Origin of the sequence: Plectonema radiosum NIES-515 (genome assembly GCF_025753815.1) — a bacterium.
In the GTDB taxonomy this organism is placed as follows: domain Bacteria; phylum Cyanobacteriota; class Cyanobacteriia; order Cyanobacteriales; family Nostocaceae; genus Hassallia; species Hassallia radiosum_A.
On record NZ_JAOWRF010000171.1, the window covers coordinates 23374 to 40745 of the forward strand.

The 17372-nt window shown below is 42.3% G+C and carries 16 protein-coding genes; 13 read left to right on the forward strand and 3 right to left on the reverse strand.

Annotation, left to right across the window (positions count from 1 at the left end):
• Nucleotides 1-73 precede the first annotated feature (73 nt).
• Nucleotides 74-1234, reverse strand: coding sequence for a Re/Si-specific NAD(P)(+) transhydrogenase subunit alpha (locus tag OGM63_RS11330; protein ID WP_263745645.1), 1161 nt, complete (start codon nucleotides 1232-1234; stop codon nucleotides 74-76).
• Nucleotides 1235-2112: 878 nt separating this feature from the next.
• Between OGM63_RS11330 and OGM63_RS11335 the strand changes: the two genes are divergently transcribed.
• The 7 genes from OGM63_RS11335 (at nucleotide 2113) to OGM63_RS11365 (ending at nucleotide 6488) form a co-directional block, all read left to right on the forward strand.
• Nucleotides 2113-2625, forward strand: coding sequence for a DUF2808 domain-containing protein (locus OGM63_RS11335; RefSeq protein WP_263745646.1), 513 nt, complete (start codon nucleotides 2113-2115; stop codon nucleotides 2623-2625).
• Nucleotides 2626-2772: 147 nt separating this feature from the next.
• Complete coding sequence (gene rpmH, locus OGM63_RS11340) at nucleotides 2773-2907, forward strand: 50S ribosomal protein L34 (protein WP_015209090.1); 135 nt, start codon at nucleotides 2773-2775, stop codon at nucleotides 2905-2907.
• Between the two features lie 24 nt (nucleotides 2908-2931).
• Nucleotides 2932-3351, forward strand: coding sequence for a ribonuclease P protein component (gene rnpA, locus OGM63_RS11345; protein WP_263745647.1), 420 nt, complete (start codon nucleotides 2932-2934; stop codon nucleotides 3349-3351).
• The gene (locus OGM63_RS11350) at nucleotides 3341-3733 is read left to right on the forward strand and encodes a PH domain-containing protein (RefSeq protein WP_263745648.1); all 393 of its coding nucleotides are present in this window, start codon (nucleotides 3341-3343) and stop codon (nucleotides 3731-3733) included. The genes rnpA and OGM63_RS11350 overlap by 11 nt, the downstream gene beginning before the upstream one ends.
• Before the next feature lie 277 nt (nucleotides 3734-4010).
• Nucleotides 4011-5156, forward strand: a complete 1146-nt coding sequence (gene yidC / locus OGM63_RS11355; RefSeq protein ID WP_263745649.1) for a membrane protein insertase YidC — start codon at nucleotides 4011-4013, stop codon at nucleotides 5154-5156.
• Nucleotides 5156-5671, forward strand: a complete 516-nt coding sequence (locus tag OGM63_RS11360; protein ID WP_263745650.1) for a Jag family protein — start codon at nucleotides 5156-5158, stop codon at nucleotides 5669-5671. The genes yidC and OGM63_RS11360 overlap by 1 nt, the downstream gene beginning before the upstream one ends.
• Before the next feature lie 301 nt (nucleotides 5672-5972).
• On the forward strand, nucleotides 5973-6488 hold the full coding sequence (locus tag OGM63_RS11365; protein WP_263745651.1) for a YceD family protein: 516 nt from the start codon (nucleotides 5973-5975) through the stop codon (nucleotides 6486-6488).
• 91 nt (nucleotides 6489-6579) lie between these two features.
• Here the strand turns inward: OGM63_RS11365 and OGM63_RS11370 are convergent, their stop codons facing one another.
• The gene (locus tag OGM63_RS11370) at nucleotides 6580-6822 is read right to left on the reverse strand and encodes a hypothetical protein (protein WP_263745652.1); all 243 of its coding nucleotides are present in this window, start codon (nucleotides 6820-6822) and stop codon (nucleotides 6580-6582) included.
• A 442-nt stretch (nucleotides 6823-7264) separates the two neighbouring features.
• Here OGM63_RS11370 and OGM63_RS11375 point away from each other — a divergent pair, with 442 nt between their 5' ends.
• The 3 genes from OGM63_RS11375 (at nucleotide 7265) to OGM63_RS11385 (ending at nucleotide 11282) form a co-directional block, all read left to right on the forward strand.
• Nucleotides 7265-8779, forward strand: a complete 1515-nt coding sequence (locus tag OGM63_RS11375) for a Ycf46 family AAA ATPase (protein WP_263745653.1) — start codon at nucleotides 7265-7267, stop codon at nucleotides 8777-8779.
• Between the two features lie 114 nt (nucleotides 8780-8893).
• Nucleotides 8894-9421 carry an SH3 domain-containing protein gene (locus OGM63_RS11380; RefSeq protein ID WP_263745654.1) on the forward strand — a complete coding sequence of 176 codons (528 nt, stop codon included), beginning with the start codon at nucleotides 8894-8896 and terminating at the stop codon, nucleotides 9419-9421.
• Nucleotides 9422-9728: 307 nt separating this feature from the next.
• Nucleotides 9729-11282, forward strand: a complete 1554-nt coding sequence (locus tag OGM63_RS11385; RefSeq protein ID WP_263745655.1) for a peptidoglycan-binding domain-containing protein — start codon at nucleotides 9729-9731, stop codon at nucleotides 11280-11282.
• 330 nt (nucleotides 11283-11612) lie between these two features.
• Here OGM63_RS11385 and sbcC read toward each other — a convergent pair whose 3' ends face one another.
• Nucleotides 11613-14636 carry an exonuclease subunit SbcC gene (sbcC, locus tag OGM63_RS11390; protein ID WP_263745656.1) on the reverse strand — a complete coding sequence of 1008 codons (3024 nt, stop codon included), beginning with the start codon at nucleotides 14634-14636 and terminating at the stop codon, nucleotides 11613-11615.
• Between the two features lie 996 nt (nucleotides 14637-15632).
• On the opposite strand from sbcC, the gene OGM63_RS11395 reads away from it, so the two are divergent.
• The 3 genes from OGM63_RS11395 to OGM63_RS11405 all read left to right on the forward strand — a co-directional run bounded on the left by OGM63_RS11395 (nucleotide 15633) and on the right by OGM63_RS11405 (nucleotide 17239).
• The gene (locus OGM63_RS11395) at nucleotides 15633-16298 is read left to right on the forward strand and encodes a TraB/TrbI/VirB10 family type IV secretion system protein (protein ID WP_263745657.1); all 666 of its coding nucleotides are present in this window, start codon (nucleotides 15633-15635) and stop codon (nucleotides 16296-16298) included.
• A 19-nt stretch (nucleotides 16299-16317) separates the two neighbouring features.
• Nucleotides 16318-16536 carry a hypothetical protein gene (locus tag OGM63_RS11400; RefSeq protein ID WP_263745658.1) on the forward strand — a complete coding sequence of 73 codons (219 nt, stop codon included), beginning with the start codon at nucleotides 16318-16320 and terminating at the stop codon, nucleotides 16534-16536.
• Between the two features lie 109 nt (nucleotides 16537-16645).
• The gene (locus tag OGM63_RS11405) at nucleotides 16646-17239 is read left to right on the forward strand and encodes a cytochrome P450 (protein ID WP_263745659.1); all 594 of its coding nucleotides are present in this window, start codon (nucleotides 16646-16648) and stop codon (nucleotides 17237-17239) included.
• The last annotated feature ends 133 nt before the right edge of the window (nucleotides 17240-17372 follow it).

Below are 17372 nucleotides of genomic sequence, written 5' to 3' on the forward strand. Positions count from 1 at the left end.
AAAACTCCTTTTTACAAAAAGTTAGAAGTTAGGAGGAGCGAAGTTATGAATTAACTCCGCTCCTTTGCTCCTCCTAACTCTTAACTGCGACAGCTTGTAGCGCATCTCGCACTCGTGAGTTCCGAATTTCCCCAGCGTGGGTAATACAAGCAGCATCAACGATGTCGTCAGCAAAGTTCACCTCTAATGCTTTGTCTTTAATCAGCAATTGCATCAAAGATGTGACATTTTTCGCATACAATTGGCTCGCATGGACTGGCATTGATGATGGTAGATTAATCGGACCAATGATTGTGACACCATTCCAGACAATATCTTTACCTGGATCGGTACAAGCACAGTTACCACCTTGTTCGGCAGCGATATCGACAATTACTGAACCTGGTTTCATTTGCGCTACCATTTCTTCAGTTACCAGCAATGGTGCTTTTCTCCCTGGAACTTGAGCGGTAGTAATGACGATATCGGCATTTTTGACGTGTTCGGCAACAACTTCTTGAGTGCGTTGTTTGCTAGCTTCAGAAATTTCTTTAGCGTAACCACCAGCGGCAACGGTTTCTTCTTCGAGTTTGACTTCGACGAATTTCGCTCCCAAGCTTTGCACTTCTTCTTTAACAGCGGGACGAATATCAAAGGCTTCGACTACAGATCCCAAACGTCTAGCGGTAGCGATCGCTTGCAATCCCGCTACACCAGCCCCCATAATAAATACTTTCGCGGGTGCGATCGTCCCAGCGGCTGTCGTCAGCATCGGGAAGTATTTTGGTAATGCCGCTGCCCCAATCAACACTGCTTTATAACCCGCGATTGACGCCTGGGAGGACAAAGCATCCATGCTTTGTGCCCTGGTGGTACGGGGAATCATTTCCATACTCAGAGCCGTTACTTTGTGATTTGCGAGTTGCTGTGCTACTACGGGATTTCCCAAGGGATTGAGGAAACTGATTAATACAGATCCTTCCTTGAGTAAGTCAATTTCTGAACGTCCATCTTCTCGCTCTTGTGGGGGACTGACTTTGAGCAAAATATCTGCTTCGCTCCATAATGTGTCAGTATCCGCGATTATTTTTGCTCCTGCTGCTTCATAAGCGCTATCAGAGAAAAATGCTCGCTCACCCGCACCTGCTTCTACCAATACTTCCAAGCCTTGTTTTACCAATCGGGCTACAGTGTCAGGAATTAATGCTACACGACGTTCACAAACTTCTATTTCTTTAGCAACCGCTATTTTCATGAAATCTCCTTGAAAGAAATACCTATTGTCTGCAAGATGTGCAAAATTTTGCCTATTTCCGGATTTAGTGCAGGAGATAGCAAGTGTTCTCAGGCTATCAGCTATTGTCAAGCAGAGGAAGGAGCCTTTGTACTTGGGGAATCGCAGATGTAATCATTTCAGGCAATTGCATTCGTGGCTACATACTGCACATCCTATGTTGAACCCCAAATTTTGCATCTTTGTCTTCAACTTATTTTAGGCATTGAAAACTTTTTGTATTTTTTCTTTACATTGCAGAAGATTCATTATATTCTTTTAACTTGCTTATTCCCCTGAAAAATCTGAATCCTTCCAGTAAAGTTTCACAATCATGAATTTAGCGCAATTCAACAGGCGATCGCTCTTTCTCACAATCAATTTTTATCACAAATCTCTTGATTTTAGACACACTTCTACATATTTAGAAACACAATCCAATTAAAACTCAACTTGTAATGACTCTGGTTGAGCAACCAAAAAAAGCGAAAATCACGCAATAACAGTCTCCGAGATAACCCGCTAAATTCTTTATATATCAAGTAAAGCAGATGACTGCGATCCCTGGAGAGTAGTCTGCAAAAATTTATGTATTATGGCACTTTTGGTTGCCAATTAACGTCCATTGTCACAAAGTCAGTAGTAAAGTTTAGTTAAGAAGAATAACGCCCAGTTATTTAGAAAGGTAATGAACATTTTTTGTATTGTTCAACTGTGCGGAGGGGCATCTCGTGCAGTATAAGCAAAGCTCAGTTAATGTCCTCTTCTTAGGAGTCGCTGAGAAGCCCACACTGTAGCCTTGCGCTACTTGTGGGAGTATGTCAAATGCCTAGACTTATATCTGTCAGAGGAGCCTAACAATGCGACGTTTACTTTCGGCTTTAGCCGTGACAGGCTGTTTGGTGACTGGGCTGCCAGCCGTCACCTTGGCACAGAGCTTACCTGGATTTACACTCTTTAGCGGGGTTGAAGGCAAAAACCAGCTGCCTTTCCGGTTAGATTTTGGTGGTCAAACAAATGGATGGGATCGCTATAATCTCAGAATTCCCGCCAAAAAAATGAAATTGGCAGTGGCTCAATTCGTTGTTAACTATCCAAATTATTACAAAGGGACTTTTGACGCCAAAAAGATTAACATACTCGTCAATAACAAAAAAGTTGCCGTATCTGAGGTGAAATGGGATAAACAAGGACGGGTAATTGAAATCTTCCCAGAACAGCCAGTTCCCGCAGGTACTAACGTTGTCTTGGAATTCTCTAATGTTCAAAACCCAGCCTTCGGTGGCACATTTTACTTTAATTGTCAAGTACTTTCTCCCGGCGATGTACCACTACTACGTTACGTAGGAACCTGGATTATCAGCGTTAATTAGGGGGCTGGAAGCGTGGAAGCGTGGTTGCTGGATAACTGTATAACCGTCAACTATCAACCAAAAACCAACAACCACTAACAATCCCCTTAAATGTGGTAAAATATTAGGCTGTGAGTTTTTATAGAAATCGCCTAAGAGGAGAACAGTATGCAGAGAACTTTGGGTGGCACTTGCCGTAAGAGAAAAAGAACTTCTGGATTTCGTGCCAGAATGCGGACACCAGATGGAAGAAACGTGATTAGCGCAAGAAGAAGAAAGGGGCGTCATCGTCTCAGCGTTTAGGAAATTTACAGGCGATCGCATTTTGTGGCTTTACCTAAAGCAAATCGGCTAAAATCACGAAAAGATTTCCAGGCAGTCTTCCGAGAAGGAACTCGTCGTCATGGTTCTTATTTAACATTGAGAGCCTTACGACCGTCATCTTCAAGAGTGCCTTCTTTGGATGCTGCCGCTATAACTACACAACCGACTGCAAAAAGTGCAAATCCTGTCAGTACACGCATTGGCATTTCGATTAGCACCAAAGTCAGCAAACGGGCAGTAGTTCGCAATCGGCTCAAAAGGCAGATAGCAGCAGCTTTGCATAAATTGTTGCCCAAATTATTACCAGGATTCAGGCTAGTAGTAATTGTCAAACCAACAGCCGCACAAGAGTGCGTAAGAGAACAATTTCTGCAAGAATTAGAGCAGTTGTTGGCAGAAGCTGAGGTATTAAATGGGTATTAAAGAAGATGTTTATTATGAAGGTGGTCCCCATATCGGGGATTTAATTATAAGCGTGCTGATTGGGCTAACAGTTGTGGGTTTACCATTGACAGTTGCGGCAATTGTCAGAGCGTTGTGGCTGCGCTACCGCATTACCGATCGCCGAGTGACTGTAACTGGAGGTTGGAGAGGACGCGATCGCACCGACGTAATTTACTCAGAAATTGTCAAAGTAGTCAAGGTTCCCCGTGGCATTGGCATCTGGGGAGATATGGTGCTAACTCTCAGAAACGGTAGTCGTCTAGAAATGCGAGCAGTTCCCAAATTTCGCGAAACCTACGACTACATTTTAGAAAGAATTGCCGCCAAAAATCCTAACTTTACTGGCACTGTTAAGAATTAACGGAGACTGGGGACTGGGGAGGGGGAGACAAGGGGACAAGGAGACAAGGAGGACAAGGAGGACAAGGAGGACGACTTGGAAAAATTTCTCCCTTGTCTCCCCCCTCTCCCTTGTCCCCCCCTCCCCTTGTCCCCCCCTCTCCCTTGTCCCCCCCCTCCCCATCCCCCCTTGTGCGGCTATCCGTAGTGGAATATCGTCGCCCGAAAATGATGAGGAGCGATAAAAGCGATAAATTAGATTCAGTCAATTTACAGTAACTCAGGTTGAATTCAGAATAATGGATTTTGGTATAGGCTTTCTCTCGAACAACGTGATGCTGCCAATCATAGACTTGTTCTATGGAATTGTGCCTAGTTATGGATTGGCGATCGTTGCTTTGACATTGATAGTCCGCTTTGCGCTCTATCCCCTGAGTGCTGGTTCAATTCGCAACATGCGGAAAATGCGAATTGTACAACCTCTGATGCAAAAGCGGATGGCGGATGTCAAAGAGCGTTTTAAGGACGATCCGCAAAAGCAGCAAGAAGAAATGATGAACGTCCAAAAAGAATTTGGCAACCCACTAGCAGGATGTTTTCCATTGCTAGTGCAAATGCCAGTTTTATTGGCGTTGTTTGCCACTTTAAGGGGTTCACCTTTTGCAGGTGCGAACTACAACGTTAACTTGCAAATCCTTCCTGCCGATCAAGTAGAAAGAATTCAACCTCAAGCCTTTGCCACTCCTCCCCAAAACATCTACATAGCCGATGGTGAACACGTCAAAGTGACTGCCATACTGCCGGCGGGTAACAAATTATCGGTGGGAGAACACACCAAGATACAATATCAAACTCTTGAGGGCAAGCCATTTGAAGCACTCACAGCAGAACACCCGGAAACTAAGTTAGTTCCAGAATGGAAAATAACTAAAGGTGAAGATCGGATAAAAATTGATGCTGAAGGCAACGTAGAAGCTTTACAGCCAGGAGATGTTACTATTCAAGCAACGATTCCTGGACTAGCGGCAGATAAAGGATTTCTATTCATTGATGCCTTAGGCAGAGTTGGTGCAACCGATCCAGACGGCACAGTCCATTGGGATATCGTCGCCATGATCGTATTCTTTGGAATTAGCCTTTATGTCAGCCAAATGCTTTCTGGGCAAAATTCCAGTGGTGGCAACCCGCAGCAAGACACGGTAAATAAAATCACTCCAGTTATATTTTCTGGGATGTTTTTATTCTTTCCTTTACCAGCAGGGGTGCTGATGTATATGGTGATTGGTAATATTTTCCAGACATTGCAAACCTATATACTTTCCCGCGAACCGCTACCAGAGGAACTACAAAAAATCGTAGAATCTGAGAAAAAACAGGAAGAAATCGCTGGACAAAAGGCGCTACCGTTTGAGCCAAAAAGTTCTAAGAAAAAGGCTACAAGTTGATGATTGCAGAACCGATGCAACGTGGTCAGCAGTGGTTAAAAACACTGCTGCACATAACTGGTGTAAATGCTGAGATTAAGGGTGGAATAGAAACCACTCAAGGTCACGATGGCGCGTTTCAAGAACTTGATAACTACTGGTTGACAATTGATGAAAGCAATTTAACACCAGAACAAATTCGGATCTTAATTGGCACTGATGGTTCAGTACTAGATGCGATTCAGTATTTGGCTAACTCCGTCCTCAACTTGAACCAATCAGAGGATCAGCAAGCCTCGTACACAATCGAGTTGAACGGCTACCGCGTCACTAGACAAGCAGAAATTCGTGCCTTGGCAGAAGCCGCAGCAGAAGAAGCGCGTGCTACTGGCAGAGAAGTGGAAATTAAATCCCTAAGTTCCGCCGAACGGCGTCAAATCCACAGCTTTTTTCAGGATTTTAGTGATTTTGAAACCTACAGCCGAGGCAAAGAGCCGCATCGTTTGCTTGTGGTGCGTCCTGCTCGTTTGGAATAATTTATTTCCAAATCTTTGCTGTGGCTGAAACTGATGATTGATTTTTGATTGGACGCGATGTTTTTCGCGTCTTTAATAATAAATTTCGGAAAACCGTATTGAGTAGACATCTGGTTGAAAAGTAGAGACGTAGCAATGCTACGTCTGGAACAAAGGTTTTGGGCAACAGATAATTAAATTCTGGAGATGTCTAGTAGAAACGCGATCGCTTTTCTCATATAGTAAAAGCTAAACTAAATAATGTAGAATCAGCACAAATGCTGATAATTATAACTTTTCGTTCTTGATGTCTCACAATCCTATGGACGCAATTTACATTCCGCAGCTAACTAAAGCCCCGGAGCGGACAGAGGAGATTCAGGTTGAAGAGTTTCTGCCCGGTTTAGAAACCTTGACACCAGTTCGCGGTAACATCCGCGTGCAGCATCATGGAAATTACCTCCAAGTGTCCGGTCAAGCAGAAGCAATTATTACCTGTACCTGTAGCCGCTGCTTGCAAAATTATAATCATCGTGTACTGCTTGATACAAAAGAAGTTATTTGGTTAGATGAAACGGCTAACGAAACAGAAAACTTGCCTCTAGAGCGGGAAGTTGTTATGGAGGATTTGTTAGAAAGTTTATCACCAGAGGGATATTTTTCTCCTAGTGAATGGCTGTACGAGCAAATGTGTTTAGCAATCCCTCAGCGTCCGCTTTGTAATCGGAAGTGTCCGGGTATTCCTGTAATTACTGTTGATAGTTCTGATAGTTCTCAAACTCAAGTTGATAACCGTTGGGCTTCTCTGGAAGCACTGAAAAAGCAACTTCCAGGGTAGATATTTAATGCGCCGTTTGCTTTATTACGGCGCAATTAATTATCTATTTGTAAGTATAAATTGCCTAGACTACCAATGCGCCTGATAAACTCTACTCCTGATTAAAAAATCCTTTTTCGTGCAGCAAAGCAACAATTTTATAAGTACATTCTCTAGTTAATTTTGATGCCATTTCTTCAGTAAAAACTGTACTTTGTGGAATATCTTTGAAGCAATTTTCAACTTCTTTGCTGAAGCTGTCATAGATTTGCTTATCATTTATGACCTTAAATAGACAACTAAGGGAATTCTGAATTTGCTGCAAGTTATTCTCTCGAAGTGTTATGGTTTTCAAAACTTCATCGTTTTAATACAGCAGATTTCAGGTATATGAGGTACATACGTAAAACCCGCTCACCCGCTCACAGACTACCAAGTGCTACGTCTCTACGTGTATTTCATAACAACGCAATCTGCTGTATATCAAACCCAAAATCTTGTAGAGACTATTCTGTGCTACGTCTCTACGTGTATCCGATATTAGCGATAGGGTGCTGTAATTTTCTGGCAAGAGTCTGTAAAAAAATGAAAAAATGGAGTATTTTGAAGCACCTGATTATCCTGACAGGTGATTCAACTATACTCACCACAAAAGGGCGATCGCTCACCTTGAAAAAATATCTCACATAGAGCGATCGCACTGCCAACCCCTATGAACTGGTAGATGTTGGTTCTATAGTTGTTAGAGGCGATACAAACCTGAACAATGAAAGAATAACTAATAACCACAGCTACTTATGACCTTCCGTGAAGAGTTTAAACTGCTGCTACGTGCTCGTTACCCTTTAATCTACATCCCCACGTATGAAGAGGAACGGGTGGAAGCAGCGATTCGGGAAGAAGCGGCAAATCAGGGCAACCGTGCCGTGTATACTTGGGATTTTGTGGATGGCTACCAAGGCAATCCGAATGATGCGGGGTTTGGTCGTCGCAACCCGCTGCAAGCTTTGGAGTTTATCGAGAAGTTATCGGCTTCTGCGCCGGCGGTGTTGATTTTAAGAGATTATCATCGCTTTTTAGAAGATGTGGCGATCGCTCGCAAACTCCGCAATCTCGCCCGTCTCCTCAAGTCTCAACCGAAAAATATCGTCTTATTGTCCCCGAAAATCGCCATCCCGGAGGACTTAACTGAAGTTATGACGGTTTTGGAGTTTCCCTTGCCGGCAGCCCCAGAAATTAAAGCAGAGATAGAACGCTTGTTAATCGCGACTGGTGGTAACTCACTTTCTGCCAAAGTTTTAGATGACTTGGTGCGCTCTTGTCAAGGGCTTTCGATGGAAAGAATTCGCCGAGTTTTGGCTAGAGCGATCGCTACTCATGGCGAATTGCAACCAGAAGATGTAGATTTAGTTTTGGAAGAAAAACGGCAAACTATTCGCCAAACGCAAATTTTAGACTTTTACCCTGCCACTGAGCAAATATCTGATATTGGCGGATTGGATAATCTGAAAGATTGGCTGTTGCGTCGGGGAGGCTCATTTACTGAAAAAGCGCGTCAGTACGGATTACCGCACCCGCGTGGTTTAATGTTGGTGGGTATTCAAGGAACTGGTAAATCATTAACGGCAAAAGCGATCGCACATCATTGGCATTTACCTTTACTACGTCTGGATGTCGGACGGTTATTTGGTGGTTTGGTGGGTGAATCTGAATCCCGCACGCGCCAAATGATACAAGTTGCTGAGGCTCTCGCGCCTTGCATTTTGTGGATAGATGAAATAGACAAAGCCTTTTCCGGGCTTGGTAGCAGAGGTGATGCGGGAACCACTAGCCGCGTCTTTGGCACATTTATTACTTGGTTAACCGAGAAAACCTCACCCGTGTTTGTTGTTTCTACGGCGAATGACATTCAAGCGCTACCACCAGAAATGCTGCGAAAAGGGCGATTTGATGAGATTTTCTTTGTTGGTTTACCCACTCAAGAAGAAAGAAAAGCGATTTTTAACGTTCATTTATCCCGACTGCGACCACATAACTTGAAAAGTTATGAAATAGAGAGGCTAGCTTACGAAACACCCGATTTTTCAGGAGCGGAGATTGAGCAAACTTTAATTGAAGCGATGCATATTGGGTTTAGCCAAAATCGGGACTTTGTGACTGACGACATTTTAGAAGCAGCCAGTCAGATTATACCCTTAGCGCGAACCGCTGTGGAGCAAATTCAGAAACTGCAAGAATGGGCAGCGTCGGGTAGAGCGCGTTTGGCATCGAAGCATAATCCCTTAAGCGATGCCTTGGGCAAGCTACGCTAACGCATTCAACGACAACTGCAATAATAAGTCAAGAATGATGAGTTAAGAGTTATGAGTTATAATCTTTCACTTTAACCCCTAACTCTTAACTTCTGTGGTGCAAAGGTTATAAATATGATGGTTTCTAACGTACTAAAATATATACTTGGGATTTTCTTGGCGATCGTTGTTTTAATCGGTGGTGGTGTTGCAACTGCGCTGTATTTCATGAATCGAACTGCCGTACCTCCGACTAAACCGATTTTTGCGAATGATTCACCGGAGATCAAAGCACAAGCTCCCAAAACTCCCGGAGCATCACCCGCACTCACCCCTACCCCTTTTGAAGCGCGAACTACCAAACCAAATGTTACTCCCACTTTATCACCCGATACTACTGAATCAAAAAAGCCATTGCCAGCAGGAGCTTACAATGCCCGTGTTAGTTGGTCTCAAGGCTTGAGTTTGCGAGCAGAAGCAAAACAGGACGCTGAAAAAGTTGGTGGAGTTGGTTTTAATCAAAAAATTATCGTCTTGGAAGAAAGCCAAGATAAAGTCTGGCAAAAAATTCGTCTCGAAGATAGCGATCAAGAAGGTTGGGTGAAAGCAGGTAACACTAAAAAAGTTGACGCTCAAGATAATTCCCAACCAACGCAACAATAAAAGGGACGTTTAGACGCTTGAAAGAAGAGTTTTCACGCTTTTTAACCAAGGTGGAATTAAGTGGTTTTCAAGTTTTAGTTGTACATGGTATTGTAATAACAAAAAAAAATTGCAACCTTGCCGGAAAGTAACTCTATCGATGTGTTGTTAATCAGTACAAAACCATTTGTAGATGATTGACTGTTGGCAACAACAGTCGTTAGCATACTGACATAAATTTGTCAACATCTGACATCAACAACCTAGGTTAGCGTGCAAGGTAAATACTGTAACAAAAATTTATATAACCCGAAAACTTGGAAAAATTATGGAAACCATTGGTAATTTTGGTGTAGTCTCAACCGACGAGGCATCTAAAAGCATCGAGGTTGTTCCTCTGGGGGTGGATTTTAAATTTTTTCATAATTGGAGAAACTTCTCTATTGCCGGGATGCGTCTATTGTCTGTAGCGCTAACTATGGGTATTTTGAGTATAGCTGGACAAGCTATGGCACTTCAGAAATTAGGAAGTAGCGGTAATGATGTCACAAACACCCAGAGGTGTTTGAAAAAGTTAGGCTACTTTAAGGCTCCAGTGACGGGTAATTTTGCTTCCTTGACTCAGAAGGCTGTAATCGGATTTCAGCGAGCTAAGAAACTACCTGCTGATGGAGTTGTGGGTATCAGCACTGAGCGATCGCTGCAACAAGCATGTCTTGCAAAAAACAGCAGTGGTAATGTTGGTAAAAACCCTGGTAGTAATGTTACCGGCGACTTGCGGCAAGGTAGCAAGGGTGCTAGCGTCTCCAAGCTCCAACAAAATTTACGCCAATTAGGTTACTTTAACGGTCGAATCGATGGCTATTTTGGTTTAGATACTCAGCAAGCAGTCATTAAATTTCAGCAAGCTTCTCGATTGCGTGCGGATGGTGTTGTCGGTTCTAGAACTATACAAGCAATACTAATTAAACGTGGTGAAGGTGAAGGTGGTGAATATCCTGTTCTTTCTGAAAATAGTAGTGGTCTAGCTGTAACTAGGCTACAACAGTTATTGAAACAGAGGGGTTATTTTAATACTAATCCCACCGGTCGCTTTGGACCAATTACCAGAGATGCTGTAATTGCATTTCAACGCAATTCCGGTTTACCTGCTAATGGTGTGGCAAATAGGCAAACTTGGGATGCACTACTGATAACTTCTCAGGAACCGACTCCTGCTGGAGTGAGTCTCTCTACTGAGCAAATTAGAGAACTGCAACAGCGTTTACGGGATCTGGGTTATTTGAACACCAATCCAACTGGTAATGTAAGTCCGCTGACCATAGATGCTTTGCGTCGATTTCAACAAGATTATAGGCTTTATGCCGATGGAATTGCCGACAGTCAAATACTCGAAGCTGTACGTAGAGCCTGGGAAGATAGATATGCTAATCAAAATCAACCCAACAAAAATTATATCTCTGTCGGTGACACTGGAGAAAATGTGAAAGCACTCCAGGAGCGTTTAACGCAGTTAGGCTACTATAATGCCTATCCTGACGGTTATTTCAGCGAATACACCAGATCGTCTGTAATTGCATTCCAGCAATATTATCGACTCAATCCGACTGGGGTTGTCGATTCGCAAACTTGGCAAGTATTAGGATTCAATGGTTCCCCAGTTGCGAATCGTCCTAATAATAATCGCTATGTAGTAGTAGTGCCAATTTCCCATAACGATACTCTCAACATAGTACGTCAGTATGTACCTAATGCTTTCCTGGCTGAATCGAGATTGGGTAATTATGTGAATGCGGGAGCATTTAGCGATCGCACCCAAGCAGAACAGCGTTCTAGAGAATTGCGATCGCGTGGTTTAGATGCACGGGTAGATTACTTCTAAAAGTTAGGGTTTGGGACAACGCATAGTTCATTTTCACGTCTATGTCTATTAGACATCTCCAGAAAACAATGTAGAGACGCGACCGGTCGCGTCTCTACAAGGGTTTGGGACAACGCATAGTTTATTTTCACGTCTATGTCTATTAGACATCTCCGAAAAAGACGTAGAGACGTAGCACATGCAACGTCTCGACAACAGACATCTGTTGGAAAAGAATGTAGAGACGTAGCACAGAATCGTCTCTTGGGGTTTGGACAATGCATATTTAATTTTCACGTCTAATCAAGGGTTTCGGGCAACGCATAATTAATTTATGGAGATGTCTATTAATTACATCGACAAATGCAACTGTGAACCAAGGTTCGTTTTATTGACTTCAATCCGGGCTTGGAAGGCTTCTTTGAGGTGGGGCATATGAGTTACAGTGAGGATGCAGGCAAAATCACAAGCGATCGCATTAATCGCGGCAATCAAGCGATCGCATCCTTCGGCATCCTGTGTACCAAAGCCTTCATCTATAATTAACAATTGTAATGCCGCCCCTGCCCGTTGTGCTAATAATTTTGCCAAAGCTAAACGAATCGCAAAGTTAATTCTAAAAGCTTCTCCACCAGAGTAAGTTTCATAAGCTCGCGTTCCTCTAGCATCAGCAATTAAAATATCTAAAGTGTCTATCAACTTGGCATTTTTCTTTGCTTTACTACTTCTTCCCGCTTTTTGTGTAATAAATTGCACATGCAATTGATTCGCGCTCAATCGCGAAAGCAGTTGATTTGTCTCTGCTTCCAACTGAGGCAAGACATTTTCAATCATCAGTGCTTGGATGCCATTTTTACCAAAAGCTTGCGTTAATTCCTGATAAACGCGCTGTTGTCGCTTGGCTTCAAGCAATTCTTGCTGCTGTTGCAAAAACTGAGTTTGCAGCATTTCCAGATGGTGAGCAACTTGTTCTAAACGCCCTAATTGCCCGATTTTTTCATCAAGTTCTCGTCTGCGAGCCGCAATTTGTTGCTGTAGGGTTTCAATTTGAGCAGTTGGGTTTGCTGTTTGTTCAAGTTGGGCAACGATGCTTTCGAGTTGGCGTTCAATTGTTTGCCTTTCAGTCATTCTCCCATGTCTAGAGGCTTCTAAGTCTTGAAATCTGACTTTTAGTTGCGGATACTGCTGTTGAGCTGACGAAAGTTGTTGATGGCGCAATTCCCAAGATTGCGCTTTGCGTAAACTTGTGCGAATATTATTATGCTGGTCTGAACTGTAATTAATTTCGGCAATGTGGCGGTCAAGGGCGGCAATTTGTTTGGCAGCTTCAGAATTGATTTGAAGAAGCTCAATTTTCGCTTTTAATTCGGCAATTTGCGCTTCAATTTGTGGTTTTCGTGCCGCTATTTGCGAACTTCGCTTGTTTGCATCTTTAATTTGCTGAAGTTTAATTTCTGCCCATCGCCAGCGTTCAACTTCACTACGGGCAAGAGCGTGGTCTTGTTCGTGATAATTTAGTTGTTGAAGATATTCATTTAATTGCTGTAATTCGAGTTGTTTTTCAAGAGCATAATCGCCAACTTCAAGCGATCGCTCTAAATGCTGTTTTTCGGCGGCAATTTGTTGTAGTTGTGCTGAAGCATTACTGGTAGACTCAAGTTGGGCTGCTAATTGTCCTCTTTGTTCGCGCAAAGCATCATAACTCGCCAATTTTTGCGATATTTCCCGGTATTCCTGTCTGAGTACCTGAATTTCTCTATCCGAAAATGCCATTTGCTCTCGGAATACCCACAATTGCCCTTCCGTATCCTTGTACTCTGCTTTGGTTTTATCTGTGACTCGATTCCAATGATGTTCATCTAAAGGACGTTCGCACAAAGGACAAAGTGCATTCGGATTTTGCAGAAGAAGCAGTTTTTGGTCTAGTTCTCCCAACAGTCTTTCATACTCTCGTTGCTGCCCTTGCAAGCGTTCGATAAAGTGACGCCTTTCCTGTCCTTTTTCCTGCACTCGTTGCAGATAAACTCGCTTTTTCTCTAATTCTTCAATTTGTATTCCTACATCCATCACCGCTTGTTGCAACTGCGGTTGGCGTCCAAATGCGCGTTGGAGTTCATTTTCTACTTGTTGGAGTTGTTCCAGACGTGCTACCAAACCAGCAGCAACCCGATCTAACTGGCTTTGCAAAGTTGCTCGCTGTTGCAATAAGGGAGACACTTGCATTTGTAGTTGATCTAAATAAGCAACTCGGTTACGTGCTTTTGTCAGATGTGCTAAAGCGGCTTCAACTTCGCTTTTATTGGTGAGAGTATGTTGAATTTCTTGCTCTTGTTGCTGCAAAACCTCTAATTGAGCGAGAAGGTGTTGTAGTTGTCGTTCTTGATCGTTAATTTGCTTCGTCAGTTGATGCTGTAGTTGTTGACGCTGTTGTATTCGCTGTGTGTATTCTTCAAATTTGGCACTTAAAGATTCTTCTTGAGATTGCAGCGTCTGATATTGCCCTAACCCTGCTTTTATCTCGGTTTCTTGACTTAAGATTGCTTGTAAATCTGATAGCTGACTATTAATTGCTGATTGTTCTTGTTGCAGGCGATCGCAATCAGAACTCAGATTTTGGTATTGTTGTCTGACAAAGCTCAGTTGTTCAGTCCAATTTTGGCGAGTAAGCTGGACAACTTGCAAACTTTGGATTTGAATATTATCAAAAGCTTGTATTTGTTGGAGTTGATTGAGTTCAACTTCTAATTCTGCTTGTTGTGCCTGTGTAACAGAGCGTTCTTGCAGTTTAGTTTTGCTCGACTCCAAACAACGCTCTAATTCTTCTACCTTTGCTTTGAACTGACGAGACGATTCTTTGGCTCGTTCTTCCAATTCATCGTATTGATTTAGCTTCAATAACTCTGCTAAAATTTCTTTGCGTTCGTTCGGACGCTTGAGCATAAACTCGTCTGCACGACCTTGACGCAGGTAGGCGGAGTTAATAAAAGTTTCATAATCGAGCTTAATATGTTCTAAAATCACATCTTGAGTTGCCCTTACTCCTTTGCCGGTAAGTGAGCGAAACCCAGAAGGTGTTTCCACTTGAAATTCTAAAACGCCAGTACCACCACGAGGTCGGGTGCGAATAACTCGATAAATTTGCTGGTTGCTTTGAAAAGTGAAATCAACTCGAACTTCTTTCGCACCAGAATGAATCACATCATCTTCAACACCGGCGCGGCTTTCACCCCAAATTGCCCAAGTGATAGCTTCGAGAAGCGAAGATTTGCCCGCACCGTTAGAACCACAAATACAAGCCGTATGCAAACCGCGAAAATCTAAAGTTGCATCACGGTAACTGAGAAAGTTTTTGAGGATTAGTTGTACTGGGATCATCGAGGCTATAGCGCCACATCTACATTTTATAAAAAACAGTACACATGCACTTAAATTAGTTTAGCTATCTACAAATCATGTTTCTAGTATTGAAGACTTTAATTTTACAAAAATTAACAATATGATCGTCGGATTTTTCTTGTTAGGCAAAAACTTTTTATTTTCTGGAGATAAAAATTGACCTGCGGCTGGCTTTTGCTCTGAGTTAACAAAAGAAGAGAGTAGGGGGGATAAATAAAGGGGACAAGAGAAAAAACTTTACCCTAGAGTCTGACGGAAGCTTTGTTGGCTACTTTTGCTTTTTGATCGCTGATGAATAAAAAGATGACATTTTATATCTATTAGACATCTGTTGGAAAACAATGTAGAGACTTCGTATTTCGCGTCTCTTGGGGTTTGGATAACGCATATTTAATTTTCGGAGATATCTATTAGGCTTTAAGAAAGTAGCAGCAAAGCAGACACTATTTTTGGGTCATCTAAAAAATCTTTCTTCAAAGAAAAGCGATCGCTTGGGTTTTACCTTGACCGAGGTATCAACATCACATCTGTATTTACTGCAAATTTGGTATTGTTGTTAACAAGACTTACACTAAGAGAAGTTTGAGCAGAAAATCTAAATATTCATGCATCAAATGGTAATTTTGTCTACAATATAAATAAGAGTTCGCATTCAGCCGATTCGCCTCTATTCAATGGCATACATATGTGGACATAAACAGTCAAAAAAGATTCTGGAACAAATTCGTTAACTCTGCGTCATCTATTAATCTTACCAAGAACCCCGATTTATTGAAGAAGTCGGGGGGTATGAATACCAATACATATCTTCTCAATCCCCAGTCCCCTGTTTAAGGAACAATAAACTCAAATTATCGGTCAAATAAATTCTTTAACTTTCGGAATATGCCTATAGACAGGTTTAAAAAGTTTTAGAAACAATCTCAGTAAATCGACGTCATTAAACACATGATAAAAACAAACGGAAACCCTCTTATGACTCACCTTAATCGCTGGAAATATGCAACGGCTGCACTCATGTCAATGGCTATAAGCACGGGTGCTATTGTCCCCATATTTATATCCACACCTGCTAGCGCACAACGGATTTATGGTCAATCAAGATCCGTTTCTATTCCTACCGGAGTGACATTTCCTGTAGCTTACGACAAAGATAAAGTTGTTGTTACTCCTGGGGAAACTGTACCCTTAACACTAACAGTTGCAACCAACATTATTGATAGCAGCAGAAATGTCTTAATTCCTGCGGGAACTCAAATTGTGGGACAATTGCAACCAGTAACCAGAAATGGTCAAAAAGGTGTGCAATTCGTTGCTCAAGAGTTAGTTTTTGCTTCTGGTCAGCGTCAGTCTGTTAATGCTTCTTCTTCCGTAATTACCAGAACTGAAAAAATCAGCAAAGGAGCTGATACAAATAGAATTGTCACAGATGCAGCGATTGGTGCGGGTGCTGCCAGTGTGATATCACTAATTACAGGCGATCGCAAAATTCAAGCAATTGAACCGATTGGTGGTGCGGCAGCTGGTGCTGCTGCAAGTGTGCTGTTGCGGAAAAAACAAGCCGATGTCTTTGTCCTCAAGCCAGAACAAGATTTAAATGTGACTCTGCGTTCTAACTTGGTAGTATCCCGTTCTTACTAGGCTTGAGTTTAGTTAAGTCGTGACTTTAATTATTTTAATAAGCGATCGCACACACATATTGAAGTGGCGATCGCTTAATTTTTCACTAAAGCCAAATCGGCACGGTGACACCTACCTCAATGTTGGATGGTTGATCGCGTATAAATTTTACAAAAATTCATGCGATCGCCGCAAGTATCATGTTTTGGCAAGAAATTTCGCATTGCTTCTGCATTTTATTTATGAGCTTTGCTTATAAATAAAAATATCCAAAAAACGAACTAGCTTTATCGGCAACAGCAACTGTTTGGGAATGGCAAAAATCCTCAAAAGTAGCACCTGTTCAGATTGATATCGAAACCAAAAAAATGATGTTTGCCGTCAATGTCAAAATGCTGTTTGATATAGACGCTAGCGATTGGAAAGAAGCATTTGTAAGTGCAACGAATTTTATAGAGGAATACTGCGCCAATCAATCACACTTGACGCAGAATCTTTCAGCAACGGAACTCTTGCCGATAAAGCAAAGCTATCAAGAAGCTATTGAAGTGCAGAATGCAATAGCGCTACGGATTGCACGCTGTGCTGGGTTAGTAACGGCTGATAGCGAAGTACCGAAGCAATTAAAGACAACTATCGTCCGCACATTGTTGAATAGTTACAATGGGATGGCAACAGCACTGGGATGGATAATATATCAATTAGTACAGTACCAAGAAGTACTAGAGCGAGTATATAGTGAGGTTGATCGGGTTATTGGCGATCGCGAACCGACCGTTAAAGACATTCCTAAATTATCTTATCTGCGACTGGTGGTAATGGAAGTGTTACGTTTATACCCACCCGCATGGATGTTAAGCCGGCAGGCAATTAGTGCAGACCGATTAGGAGAGACTCTAATTTTGCCGGGAGCAATTATTTCTATAAAATATTTCCCGCGTTTGTACCACTACAAGGCTTAGTCGTGATTGATATCTCCCCCGGTTAGAAACCGGAGGATTCTAAACTGATGTTGCTACGGGGGGATAAACCCCCACTTCGCAACGCTTGTTTACGATATGATTTATTTAATCTCTTGAACAAATCAATTCGTTG

Coding starts and splice junctions, on each gene's coding strand:
- OGM63_RS11330 (WP_263745645.1), bottom strand. CDS start 1,234: ATGAAAATAGCGGTTGCTAAAGAAATAGAAGTTTGTGAACGTCGTGTA.
- OGM63_RS11335 (WP_263745646.1), top strand. CDS start 2,113: ATGCGACGTTTACTTTCGGCTTTAGCCGTGACAGGCTGTTTGGTGACT.
- rpmH (WP_015209090.1), top strand. CDS start 2,773: ATGCAGAGAACTTTGGGTGGCACTTGCCGTAAGAGAAAAAGAACTTCT.
- OGM63_RS11350 (WP_263745648.1), top strand. CDS start 3,341: ATGGGTATTAAAGAAGATGTTTATTATGAAGGTGGTCCCCATATCGGG.
- yidC (WP_263745649.1), top strand. CDS start 4,011: ATGGATTTTGGTATAGGCTTTCTCTCGAACAACGTGATGCTGCCAATC.
- OGM63_RS11360 (WP_263745650.1), top strand. CDS start 5,156: ATGATTGCAGAACCGATGCAACGTGGTCAGCAGTGGTTAAAAACACTG.
- OGM63_RS11365 (WP_263745651.1), top strand. CDS start 5,973: ATGGACGCAATTTACATTCCGCAGCTAACTAAAGCCCCGGAGCGGACA.
- OGM63_RS11375 (WP_263745653.1), top strand. CDS start 7,265: ATGACCTTCCGTGAAGAGTTTAAACTGCTGCTACGTGCTCGTTACCCT.
- OGM63_RS11380 (WP_263745654.1), top strand. CDS start 8,894: ATGATGGTTTCTAACGTACTAAAATATATACTTGGGATTTTCTTGGCG.
- OGM63_RS11385 (WP_263745655.1), top strand. CDS start 9,729: ATGGAAACCATTGGTAATTTTGGTGTAGTCTCAACCGACGAGGCATCT.
- sbcC (WP_263745656.1), bottom strand. CDS start 14,636: ATGATCCCAGTACAACTAATCCTCAAAAACTTTCTCAGTTACCGTGAT.
- OGM63_RS11395 (WP_263745657.1), top strand. CDS start 15,633: ATGACTCACCTTAATCGCTGGAAATATGCAACGGCTGCACTCATGTCA.
- OGM63_RS11405 (WP_263745659.1), top strand. CDS start 16,646: ATGATGTTTGCCGTCAATGTCAAAATGCTGTTTGATATAGACGCTAGC.